The 12,736-nt window shown below is 30.6% G+C and carries 11 protein-coding genes; 7 read left to right on the forward strand and 4 right to left on the reverse strand.

Annotated elements, in window-relative coordinates:
• Positions 1–41: 41 nt before the first annotated feature.
• Together Q1A15_RS08410 and Q1A15_RS08415 are read right to left on the reverse strand one after the other, a co-directional pair.
• Positions 42–521, reverse strand: coding sequence for a hypothetical protein (locus tag Q1A15_RS08410; RefSeq protein WP_299621663.1), 480 nt, complete (start codon positions 519–521; stop codon positions 42–44).
• Complete coding sequence (locus tag Q1A15_RS08415) at positions 508–1,017, reverse strand: RNA polymerase sigma factor (RefSeq protein ID WP_299621666.1); 510 nt, start codon at positions 1,015–1,017, stop codon at positions 508–510. The genes Q1A15_RS08410 and Q1A15_RS08415 overlap by 14 nt, the downstream gene beginning before the upstream one ends.
• A 171-nt stretch (positions 1,018–1,188) precedes the next feature.
• On the opposite strand from Q1A15_RS08415, the gene Q1A15_RS08420 reads away from it, so the two are divergent.
• Positions 1,189–2,628, forward strand: a complete 1,440-nt coding sequence (locus tag Q1A15_RS08420; RefSeq protein ID WP_299621669.1) for a S41 family peptidase — start codon at positions 1,189–1,191, stop codon at positions 2,626–2,628.
• Between the two features lie 53 nt (positions 2,629–2,681).
• Here the strand turns inward: Q1A15_RS08420 and Q1A15_RS08425 are convergent, their stop codons facing one another.
• Complete coding sequence (locus tag Q1A15_RS08425) at positions 2,682–3,572, reverse strand: DUF72 domain-containing protein (RefSeq protein ID WP_299621672.1); 891 nt, start codon at positions 3,570–3,572, stop codon at positions 2,682–2,684.
• Between the two features lie 15 nt (positions 3,573–3,587).
• Positions 3,588–4,529, reverse strand: coding sequence for a patatin-like phospholipase family protein (locus tag Q1A15_RS08430; RefSeq protein WP_299621675.1), 942 nt, complete (start codon positions 4,527–4,529; stop codon positions 3,588–3,590).
• 50 nt (positions 4,530–4,579) lie between these two features.
• Between Q1A15_RS08430 and Q1A15_RS08435 the strand changes: the two genes are divergently transcribed.
• From Q1A15_RS08435 to Q1A15_RS08460, 6 genes are all read left to right on the forward strand, one after another.
• Positions 4,580–5,620 (forward strand): oxidoreductase, encoded by a 1,041-nt coding sequence (locus Q1A15_RS08435; RefSeq protein ID WP_299621678.1) that lies wholly within the window; start codon positions 4,580–4,582, stop codon positions 5,618–5,620.
• A 74-nt stretch (positions 5,621–5,694) separates the two neighbouring features.
• The gene (locus tag Q1A15_RS08440) at positions 5,695–8,640 is read left to right on the forward strand and encodes an amidohydrolase family protein (protein ID WP_299621681.1); all 2,946 of its coding nucleotides are present in this window, start codon (positions 5,695–5,697) and stop codon (positions 8,638–8,640) included.
• Positions 8,641–8,659: 19 nt separating this feature from the next.
• A complete protein-coding gene (locus Q1A15_RS08445) occupies positions 8,660–9,955 on the forward strand; it encodes an amidohydrolase family protein (RefSeq protein ID WP_299621684.1) in 1,296 nt (431 codons plus the stop codon).
• A 110-nt stretch (positions 9,956–10,065) separates the two neighbouring features.
• Positions 10,066–11,043, forward strand: a complete 978-nt coding sequence (locus Q1A15_RS08450) for a T9SS type A sorting domain-containing protein (RefSeq protein WP_299621687.1) — start codon at positions 10,066–10,068, stop codon at positions 11,041–11,043.
• Positions 11,044–11,192: 149 nt separating this feature from the next.
• The gene (locus Q1A15_RS08455) at positions 11,193–11,990 is read left to right on the forward strand and encodes an RNA methyltransferase (RefSeq protein ID WP_299621690.1); all 798 of its coding nucleotides are present in this window, start codon (positions 11,193–11,195) and stop codon (positions 11,988–11,990) included.
• A 7-nt stretch (positions 11,991–11,997) separates the two neighbouring features.
• Entirely contained in the window at positions 11,998–12,732 is a 735-nt protein-coding gene (locus Q1A15_RS08460) for a hypothetical protein (RefSeq protein ID WP_299621693.1), read from the forward strand.
• Positions 12,733–12,736: the final 4 nt, after the last annotated feature.

Below are 12,736 nucleotides of genomic sequence, written 5' to 3' on the forward strand. Positions count from 1 at the left end.
TACTTTTTTTGACTTGGTTTTACTTTAGTTTACTTTTCGAATTAATTATTTATTTTCTCTAAAGCTGTTTTCACAGCTTTATCATAAGTGTCTAACTTGGCGATAGCTTCTGTACCTTTTTTATAATTATTCGATACAGAATATAATGCGTCGTTACCTTTATTTAAGTTATATGAAACCATTCTTAACGCTTCTCTTACTTGAGCTATTTGATTTTCCGTTTGAATATCATCATACACCTTTTTTCCGGTGTAAACACTTACCAACAAAGCGAACGAGGCTGCTACTGATAACCATTTAAAGTTCCTACGTTTTTGTTTCTCAGGTTTTAACTTAATGGTTTTGGTAAAGGTTTCATTCTGGCTTTGTTTAAAATATCCAAATAACATACCATACTCTTCAAGGTGTGAAGGCACATCTGATGCCGTAGTAAAATACGCTCTTAACACATCTTCTTCTTGAAGTGTTGTTTCAGCATTTAGATACTTTTCTAATAACTTTTCTATGTTAGCTAACTCCATAGTTATGTTTTTTAATTAATGCTTCTCTTATTGTTTTACGAGCTCTTGATAATGCTACCCTTACCGCAGTTGGTTTCATATTAACCATTTCGCAAATTTCGTCAAAATCATATTGCTCAATATCTCTTAATTGAATAATAATTTTTTGTTGTTCAGGTAAATTTTCAATGAGCTTGTGTACTTGGTTTACACTGTCTTTATATTCTATTTTCTTCTCTAGCGCTGTATCTTTCTCTTTATAGTTACTATGTACTAATGTTAAATTTCCTGCTTGTTTAGATTTTAATCTATCAAAACAATAATTCTTAGTCATAGTCATAGCAAAAGCTTCCACATTTCTGTAATCAGCCAATTTCTCTTTATTTCTCCACAACTTGAAATAAAGTTCTTGTGTAGCATCTTCAGCTTCTTCTGTAGATACAAGCAAACGTTTGGCTAAACGAAAAACTTTATCTTTAAATGGTAATACAGATTTTAAAAAGTCTGATTGGTTCATTGTTTGGTTACTTATTTTTAATGAGTTGTAAAAAATTCGTAATTTTTACGACGTATTTAACAACTTTACACACTTACGACGACGCAGTATTTTTTTTGTTACAGAAAAAATTAAAAATAATAATAAGTTTTATTTAAATTGCGTTATAACTAAGGATATAAACTCATTATAATGAAGAAATATTTTAAAACGAAACTCTTTTTACTGGCATTAATTTCTATTACAATAAGCTGTAGCAAGTCTGAAGATATACCTCAAGACATAGAAATTAATGATTTTGTTTGGGGAGGTATGAATGCATACTACAAATGGCAAGGTGAGGTTCCTGATTTAGCTGACAATAAATTTTCTACTCGCGAACAATTAAATAGTTATTTATCTGGATTTAGTTCTCCAGATCAATTATTTAATAGTTTAATATACAGACCTGGTGACGTAGATCGTTTTTCTTGGATTGTTGATGATTACATCGCTTTAGAAAATTCTTTTCAAGGAATTCGCTTAACGAGTGGAATGAAATTAATTGGTGTTGAATATGGTGATGGATCTGGAAATGTTTTCGTTGTAGTTAGAGATGTTGTTGCAGGTTCTGATGCAGATACCAAAGGAATTACTAGAGGAATGATTATTAGTGAAGTTAATGGAACACAATTAACAACTTCAAATGTGAATAGTTTATTTACTCCAGATTCTTTTACAATTTCACTAGCAGATTACAATGGTGGAAATCCTGTTGCTAATGGAACTACTATTGATATTGTTAAAACGCAAATTCAAGAAAATGCTGTAAAAATTGCAACGGTTATCAATCAAGGAGCGAATAGAATCGGTTATTTAATGTACAATCAGTTTTCTGCTTCTCATGATGCCGATTTAAATAATGCTTTTGCAACGTTTAGAAATGCAGGTATTACAGATTTAGTAGTAGATTTAAGATATAATGGTGGTGGTTCTGTTCGTACAGCTACATATTTAGCTAGTATGATTAGCGGGCAACCAACTACAAATCTTTTTTCTCAACAAATTTGGAACGATAAAGTTATGTCTGCTTTAGACAATAGTCTTTTCTTAAATAATTTTAGAGATAGAATTACAAATACAGATGGTAATGGTCAAGTTATTTTAGATGAACCAATTAATACAGTAAACTTATCTTCTGTTTATTTTATTGTTACCGGAAGAACTGCTTCAGCATCTGAATTAGTTATTAATGGTTTATTACCTTATATGGATGTTAATCTTGTTGGTACACAAACAGTAGGTAAACAAGTGGGATCTATAACTTTATATGATTCTGACGATTACACTAGAACTGGTCCTAACTTTAATAATAACCATACTTGGGCTATGCAACCAATAGTTCTAGAAATTCAAAATAGCAATGGTGAAAACGAGCCTAACGGATATATTCCTGAAGTTATTTTAGAAGAAGATGTTGCTAACTTAGGTGTTTTAGGTGATCCTACAGAACCATTATTAGCTAGAACTATTCAATATATTACTACTGGTGCTAGAGGACCTGTACTTAGTAGAAACAACGTTAAAAAGCCTATTTGGAATTCTGAAATGAGAAATCTAGATTATAACAATATGTATGTTGATTTGAAATAGTATTCAACATAGTTACAAATTAAAAATCCAGCTGTTCAGCTGGATTTTTTTATTTAGAATAACGATTGTTGTTCTTCTTTTTGATTTGGAATTTTTAAAGATAAATTTAACCTTTTATTCAAGTTTTTTATAAAGTAAGCTGCCAATAAAGGAGACTCCTCTTCTAAATTTTGATGCACAAAAAAATGAATATTACGAAGTCCTAAATTTACCCATTCTTCTAGTCGATCTACCCAATCGTCTAAACGTTTGTAATCAGAAACGTGATTTGCTCCTACATAACGTATAAATGCTTCATTATTGGTTAAACGCATATGCATCATATCTCTCCTGCCTGCTGTATCTACTAAAGTATTTGATACTTGATTTTCTTCTAACAAATGATAAAACTCATTTGAAATGGATGGGTCTGTAAACCAATCTGTATGCCTACATTCTACTGTTAAAGGGATTCCTTTTGGCCAGCCTTTTACAAAATTTTCTAATCTTGAAAAATTCTTTGTTCCGAAGTTATTATGCAATTGTAAAAAGATTGTTCCTAACTTTTCATCTAATTTAGTAGCCGCATCTAAATAGTAATTCACTAAATCTCCTACTCCATCTAACCTTTTCCAATGACTGATATCTTGAGTTAATTTTGGAAAAAACTTAAATCCTTTAGGAGTTTTGTTTTTCCATTTTTCGAATTGCTCTGGTGGAAATTGACGATAAAAAGTTGCATTTAGCTCTATAGAATTAAATTGACTAGAATAATAAATCAATTCATCTTTAGTTCCTCTAGGATAAAAACCTTTTAAATCTGCTTTATTCCATTTTGCACAACCTACATAAACAGATAAATCTTCATCATTTTTATATGTAGAAAGTAAACGAACGGTATCGTTATGTGTTTCAGGAAAAGAAAAATCTACTAACTCGGGTTGTTCTACTTTACCAAATTTCATATTTCTTTCTGTAGTTTATTTGTCAATTAAATCAGGTCTAAAATCATTCGTTAAAGCTAAATCTTTCATTTTAGCATAATCGTAACCTTGCTTCCACCACCCTGTCATTTGTTTCTTATCAAAGATCAAAGAATTAGTAGTTAATACAGTTGGTGTATAATATAAGTTTAGTTTTACATCTTTATGTTTTGCAGATAATTTACCAATAGTAACATTGTGCTTTTCTACATGTTCTAACATAAAACCAAAAACATCTAACATTAACGAAAATGGGTTTTTCGAAGGCATTCTATTAATTTGATTTACTTCCGTTTCTAAAATAATAGCATCTACTTCTTTCGCTCCTCTTAAAATTGCTTCTCGAATAGGTACTAAACAACCAAATCCTCCATCTGCATACTGGCAATAATCTTTTTCTAATAAACTCATAAACGGAACATAATTGCAAGAACCCCAAATCCAATCACAAAAATCTTCATAAGAACATTCAGAGATTGCTTTATATTCAATTTCATTTGCTGTTAAATTAGATACCGTAACAACTACTTCTTTATTCTGCTCACGTATAATTTCATACATTTTCGGAGTAACGTTAGCGCGTATTAACTTTCTTAAGTTTTTACTTTCGCCAAATGTTTTCCTACCATTTAAAAAGTTCCAAAATGTATTTCTATGGCGAATAGAAATCACTTTTACACCATGAACCATTTTAATTTTAAAAGGATTATTACTAAAAATACTACGCTGATTAACATTTGTATACAACATTTTTAGCTCATCAACCATTCCAACTGCTAAATGAGAAACCATTAAACTTCCTGTAGAAGTTCCTAAAAACAAATCGTAATCTTTTTGCTTTTCTTTCATTAAAAACTCAACAACACCACCAGCAAATGCACCTTTGCTTCCTCCTCCAGAAATTACTAAAGCTTTTTTATTATGTTGATCTTCATTCATGATAGATGAAATGTTTTACCTATTTTTAATTCCATAAAAATATCAAAAAAATGAAAGGTAAACTGATTATAATCTTCTTCTCTTTAATATTATTTTCTTGTAAAGAAAAAAACACCTCTCGTATAATAAGTCGTGTTGAAGTACAAGAATTTACGATTGATAGTACAAGTATTCGTTCTTTAATAGCTGTAGATGAAAATAATTTAGTTTTTGCCGGTTCTAATGGTAAGATAGGAAATTATAATCTAGAAAAAGGATTAAATAAACTTAAAGTTAGATATCAAGACTCAATTATTCCTCATTTTAGAAGTTTAGCTTCAAATGGTTCTAATCATTTTGCGTTGAGTATTGCAAATCCTGCTTTGCTTTATAAAATTGAGAATAATAACTATAAAATAGTGTATCAAGAAAATCATGAAAAAGTATTTTACGACAGTATGCATTTTTTTGAAAATGGAAAAGATGGAATCGCAGTTGGTGATCCTACAGAAGATTGTGCTTCAATTATTATGACAAATGATGGAGGAAATTCTTGGACTAAAATTCCATGCTCTGAATTACCAAAATTTGAAGAAGGTGAAGCTTTTTTTGCGGCTAGTAACACTAATATTAAAATTATTGGAGATACTGTTTGGATTGCTTCTGGTGGAAAAAAAGCTAGAATATTAAAATCTACAGATAAAGGAAAAACTTGGGAAATTTATGATACTCCAATTGTTCAAGGAAATGGACCTCAAGGTATTTATTCTATTGACTTTTATGATAAAAACAATGGTATAATCATAGGTGGTGATTATTCAAAACCAAATGATAATTGTAAAAACAAAGCTGTAACTAAAGACGGTGGTAAAACTTGGACTATCATAGCTGATAATATAAATCCGAATTATAAAAGCTGTGTTCAATATATTCCAAAAGGTAACGGTAAAGAAATAATTGCTGTAGGAAAAACAGGTATTTCATATTCTACAGATACAGGATTAACTTGGAAACATCTACCTAATAAAGATTTCTATGCCATTCAATTTGTAAACAGTACTACTGCTTGGTTAACTGGTAATAATAAAATTGGATTGCTAAAAATTAAGTAATTCTTAATTTTTTGTTAAAGAAAAAACCGCTCTCATTATAATTAAATATTTTTATAAAAAATCAATAATTTATAATGAAAAAATTATCACTACTCCTATTCTTGTGGGCACTCTTCGGGTATTCGCAGGAATATTTCCCTATTAATACTGGGGTAAAAACTTCCAAGAGCACAACTACTGCACTTACAAACGCGACTGTGTATCTTACACCAACAAAAAGTATTAAAAAAGCCACTTTATTAATTAAAGATGGTAAAGTTCTTAACGTAGGAAAAAAGGTAACAATACCAAACGATGCTACTGTAGTAAACGTTAAAGGGAAGTTTATCTATCCTTCGTTTGTAGAAGTTTATTCTAATTTTGGTATAGCTGAGCCAAAAAGGAATAGAAACTTTGGTAGATCACCACAGTACGATGCTTCTAGAAAAGGTTATTACTGGAATGATCATATTCGTCCTGAAACTAATCCACATACAGAATTCAAATTTGATGGTAAAAAAGCAAAAGGATTAATCGATGCTGGTTTTGGTGTTGTAAATACACATTCTGAAGATGGAATTATGCAAGGAAACGGACTTTTAGTTTCTTTAAATCCGAAATCTTCTGAAGCTTATCGTGTTTTAAGTGCAAAAACTACCAATCATTTATCATTTTCAAAAAGTAAAAAGACAGCGCAAAACTACCCAACTTCAAAAATGGGTGCTATGGCGTTACTTCGTCAAACTTATTTAGATGCTGAATGGTATGCAAATGGAAATGCTGAAAATAAAGATTTGTCTTTAGAAGCATTAAACAAGAAAAAGAATTTACCTCAAATATTTAATGCAGGTAGTTATTTAGATGTATTAAGAGCAGATAAAATTGGAGATGAATTTGGTATTCAATACACTATTTTAGGTGGCGGAGATGAATTTGAAAGAATCAACGATATTAAAAAGACAAATGCAACTCTAATTGTTCCAATTAATTTTAGAAAAGCATATGATGTAAGCAACAAGTTTCTTGCAGATGTAATTTCTTTACGTGATATGCGTAAATGGAATCAAGAACCTTCTAATTTAGCTGTTTTAGCTAAAAACAATGTTCGTTTTGCTTTAACAACACACAAATTAAAGTCTCCAAAAAGTTTTAAAGCTAATTTAATGAAAGCTATAAAGCATGGATTTAATAAAACAAAAGCTTTAGAGGCACTAACTACTATTCCTGCAAAAATCTTACAAAACGATAAAATCGGAAATTTAAATACAGGAAGTTATGCTAACTTCTTAATTACTTCTGGTGATATTTTTGATAGTAAAACTACAGTTTATGAAAACTGGACTTTAGGTAATAAGAATATCATTAACGATATGAATATCAAAGATCTTTCAGGTAGTTACACACTAACTATAGATGGAAAAAATTATGACTTAACTATTTCTGGAAAAGGCAACAAACAAAAAGGAGCAATTAAAAAAGGAGAGCAAAAATTAAAATCAAACTTCTCTTTTAAAGACAACTGGATACAATTATCAATAAATGATAATAGTAGTTTTTTACGTTTAGTTGGAAAAATTGATAATTCAGCTACTTTAAACGGTACTGGTGAAGATAATAATGGCAACGCAATAACTTGGACTGCCACTAAGAATTCAACTTCAAAAGACAAAAAGAAGAAAAGTAACAAATCTGATAAAACAGCTCCAGAAGTTGTTGCTATAAGTTATCCAAACGTTGGTTTAGGAAATGCTACAAAACCACGTCAACAAAGTATTTTAATCAAAAACGCTACTGTTTGGACTAGTGAAAATGATGAAGTCTTAAATAATACTGACATTTATATTAAAGACGGGAAAATCTCTAAAATTGGTAAAAACTTATCTGTTAGAACAAGTAAAACTATCGACGGAACAGGAAAATTTGTAACAGCTGGAATTATAGATGAACATTCTCATATTGCAACGTCTGCTGTTAATGAAGCAGGACATAATTCTACTGCTGAAGTAAGTATCGAAGATGTTGTAGATCCAGACGATATTAATATTTACAGAAATTTAGCTGGTGGAGTAACATCTATTCAAATTTTACACGGTTCTGCAAATCCAATCGGTGGTCGTTCTGCTATCATCAAATTAAAATGGGGTGAAAATGCAGAAAACATGATCTACAACAACTCTCCAAAATTTATAAAGTTTGCTTTAGGAGAAAATGTAAAACAATCGAACTGGGGTGACCTTCAAACGATTCGTTTTCCACAAACAAGAATGGGAGTTGAACAAGTATTTATCGATTATTTTCAACGTGCAAAAGAATATGACTCTAAAAAGAAAAGCGGACAACCATATCGTAAAGATATTGAGTTAGAAACTTTAGCAGAGATTATTAATAAAGAGCGTTTTATTTCTTGTCACTCTTATGTACAATCAGAAATTAACATGTTGATGAAAGTTGCTGAAAAATTCAATTTTAGCGTTAATACTTTCACACATATTCTTGAAGGTTATAAAGTTGCAGATAAGATGAAAGAACACGGAGCTGGTGGTTCTACATTTGCAGATTGGTGGGCATATAAATACGAAGTAAACGATGCTATTCCATACAATTCGGCAATTATGCACAGACAAGGTGTAACTGTTGCGATTAATTCAGATGATGCAGAAATGTCAAGAAGATTAAATCAAGAAGCTGCTAAAACTGTAAAATATGGAGGTTTAACTGAGCAAGAAGCTTGGAGAACAGTTACAATCAATCCAGCCAAATTATTACATCTTGACGATAGAACAGGTAGTATAAAAATTGGTAAAGATGCAGATATCGTGGTTTGGAGTGATAATCCTTTATCTGTTTACGCTAAAGCTGAACATACTATTGTAGACGGAGCCGTTTATTTTGATATTGATACTGACAAGAAAAAAAGAAAAGCTCTTAAAGCAGAACGTGCGAAGTTAATTGCAATGATGATGGAAGAGAAAATTGGTGGTGCTCCAACGCAAGCTCCATCAAGAAAACATAAAATATTATTCCATTGTGATACTGAATAAGAACTTAAAATATTTAAAAATGAAAAATAAATTTTTACTCATAGTATTAAGTTTCTTATTCATAGGAAATATTAATGCACAACAAACTCCTGCATCAAAACAAACTAAAGATTATTCTATTGTTGGTGCTACTGCGCATATTGGTAATGGTAAAATTATCGAAAACTCATTGTTAGTTTTTTCTAATGGTAAACTTACCTATGTTGGGAATAATTCTACTTCAGCTCAAAAAGGAGAAATTATTAATGCCACAGGAAAACATGTTTATCCTGGTTTTATTGCTGCAAACACTTCTTTAGGATTAGCTGAAATTGATGCAGTAAGAGCGACAAGAGATTTTGATGAAGTTGGTAATTTCTTACCTCACATTAGAAGTATTATTGCCTACAATGCAGAAAGTAGAGTTGTAAGCACAATGCGTCCTAATGGAATATTAATGGCACAGGTTGCTCCTAGAGGTGGAACAATTTCTGGAACATCTTCTATTGTTCAATTAGATGCTTGGAATTGGGAAGATGCTGCTATTAAATTTGATGATGCAATTCATATCAATTGGCCTTCAACTTTTAGTCGCGGTCGTTGGTGGCTTGGTGAAGATGGTAGTTTAAAGCCAAATAAAAATTATGCACAGGCTACAGAAAGAATTAAAAATTTCTTTACAAAAGCTAAAACATACATTTCTAGTAATACTGATAAAAAGAACTTACCATACGAAGCTTTAAAAGAAGTTTTTACAGGAAAGCAAAAAGTGTTTATTCATGTAAATGGTGAAAAAGCTATCGTTGATGTAATTAATCAATTCCATGATTTAAACATTAAAAACATTGTATTAGTTAAAGCTCATGGTGCAGAAAAAGTAGCTGACTTTATCAAAAAACATAATGTTCCAGTAATTTTAGAACGCTCGCACAGATTACCAGACAATGAAGATCAAGATTATGATTTACCATACAGAATGGCTAAAATTCTTGTTAATAAAGGAATTTTAACTGGATTAGGTATGGAAGGTGGAATGGAACGTATGAATACAAGAAATTTACCTTTCTATGCAGGAACTTATGCTGCTTATGGTTTAAGTAAAGAAGAAGCTTTACAGCTTATTACTAATAACAACGCTAAAATCTTAGGTATCGATACTATAGTTGGTACTTTAGAAGTTGGAAAAGATGCTACATTATTTATTTCTGAAGGAGATGCTCTAGATATGAGAACGAATATCATTTCAGATGCATTTATTCAAGGACGAAAAATTAGTTTAGAAACACATCAAACTAAACTCTGGAAACGTTATTCGAATAAATATAAAAATCAATAAACAGAAAAGAGCTTGGAGAAATTCAAGCTCTTTTTTTTATAACCTTTACATAATACTTGTTTAATACTATTGAAACCATCAAAGTATATTTTCGTGACAAATTATTTATTATGAAAAAAACTATACTCACACTCTTTTTTGGTTTATTTATAGCCTTAACCTCTTTTTCTCAAGCCAAGTATCATCGCGTTAAAATCTTAGGAACTACAGCTAAAGCTGTTTGCGATTATTACTCTGGTAGTTTAGTTGTTACTAGTACAAGAAAAATTAACTTTTACGGATTATCATCTAAATTAAATGTTGGTTCGTTGTACTACACTAATTCTAAATACTATATCGTAACTCAAGCAACAGATGTTTACGAACAAGATGCAGATGATGATTGGACTGTATCTGCTCAACCAACTCCTATTACAAATTATCAATGTAAAAAATACATCAGAATAGCTAGATTAGGAAGTACATACACAGAAGCTAATCGAAATTTCTGTACCAATAGAGTTTTAGAAAATGTAAAAGCTAATTACTATTGGACAGGAACTTTAACTGTTGGTAATGTATATATTATAGATAATGAATACTACAGAGTAGATAGTATCTCTACTACTTCTAATCAAGATGCAGATGAAAATTGGTATGGTACACACTATACAAATCCAATTAATTTTGCTTGTAAAAGATTCCACAAGTTAGGTAGAATCAGTACACCATGTAGTAACAACATTTCAAGAACTTATAAATTAAACTTAGAAAACCTTTCTTCTAAATTAATTGCTGGTAGAAACTACAGAATCAACGGAACATATTATAAAGTAATTAGCAGTTCAGATTTTCAAGATCAAGATGCAGATGATGATTTATCTGTAAACACTTTAGTTGGACCATATTCTTGTAGAGTTGCTACTGATATTTTAAATGGAGATGAAACTAACGCGACTCCTTTTACTGTTACTGTTTATGATTTATTAGGTAAAAAAGTGAAAGAATATTCTTCTAATTCTTTAGAAAAAATTGAAGCTAAAGGATTAAGTAAAGGGTTATACATTATTAAATCTATCAAAGGAACTAAGAAAGTTTACATTCAATAAACAAAATCTTATAAAAAATGGAAAGCTCGGTAATATCCGAGCTTTTTTTATCCCTCTCCTCATTATAATAATTTTTCCCATTAATATGTTTGTAATATAGTTATATATACTACTGAAAAAAATCACCTTAATTAGGTATTTTTGTCACGATGAAAAATATATCTAGCATACAAAATCCTTACATAAAGAATCTTTTAAAACTTCAAGAAAAATCAAGAGAGCGAAAAAAACAAGGTCTCTTTATAGTTGAAGGACAACGAGAAATAATGTTAGCTATCAATGGTGGTTACGAAATTGAAGATATTTTAATAACCAAGGGTATTTTCAAACCCGATAATGAATTAAACTCTATTATCAACAACTTTCAAATCACAGAAATTTCAAAAGAGATTTACGATAAACTAGCTTATAGAAATTCTACTGAAGGAATAATTGCTGTAGTAAAAACAAAAATTACTTCTTTAGAAAATCTAAAACTTAAAACAGATTCTCCTGTTATTTTGGTCATGGAAAGTATTGAAAAACCAGGAAACATTGGAGCAATGCTTCGTACTGCTGATGCAGCAAATGTTGATGCCGTTTTTATTGCCGATCCTAAAACAGATCTATACAATCCGAATATTATAAGATCTAGTGTGGGTTGTGTTTTTACAAATACGATTGTAATGGATTCATCAGAAAATATTATTCGTTACTTACAACAAGAAAACATCAATATTTACAGTGCTACATTACAAAATTCTAATCCATATTTTGTAGAAGATTATACTAAACCTACTGCCATTGTCGTTGGTACAGAGGCAACAGGTTTAACTCAAATTTGGAGAGACGAAGCCACACAAAATATAAACATACCAATGCAAGGTGAAATCGACTCAATGAATGTGTCTGTTGCTTGCGCAATATTAATTTTTGAAACTAAAAGACAACGTAAATTTTTAAATTAAAAACCAAATGAAAACAACATCCCCTTTATTAACCCTATTAATCATTTTATTCTTTTCTTGCTCTTCTGATAATGACAACGGAGGAGACAATCCTGATACAGGAACCCCAGGAAGTCAAACTTGTGACGATCCTACTGCTTTTATTTTTAATGAAAAAGATAATTTTATTTTAGTAGAATTTGAAAACAATGAATTTCCAGCAGATTGGGAATTAAAAAATAGCGGCTCAGCTACAGGAAAAGGTTATTATGTTTGGGCAGGTAATCAATCATTAGGAACTCCTGGTAATGGTTTAGTTGAGTTTAAAATAAATATTAATAATCCGGGAACGTATCGTTTTTTATGGAGTTCAGCTGTAACACAAGGAAACAACGGATCAGATCACAACGATAGTTGGTTAAAATTCCCAGACGCTGATGATTTCTACGGAGAAAGAGATGGTGCTAGAATTTATCCTAAAGGAACTGGTAAAACTCCAAATCCAAACGGAGCTTCTGCTGATGGATGGTTTAAGATCTATAGAAGTGGAAATGATTTAGATTTTAAATGGCAAGCAGCTACTTCAGATAACGATTCTCATAATGTTTATGTAAAGTTTGAAAATTCTGGTGTATATTCAATGCAAGTTTCAGCTCGTTCTTCGGGTCATGCAATAGATAAATTTATGCTATTCAACGAAAGTAATTACACACAAAATGAAGCAATTCAAAAAACTACTTTCAGCGAAATAACATGTAACTAACAAA

This window comes from uncultured Tenacibaculum sp. (genome assembly GCF_947495995.1).
Classification (GTDB): Bacteria; Bacteroidota; Bacteroidia; order Flavobacteriales; family Flavobacteriaceae; genus Polaribacter.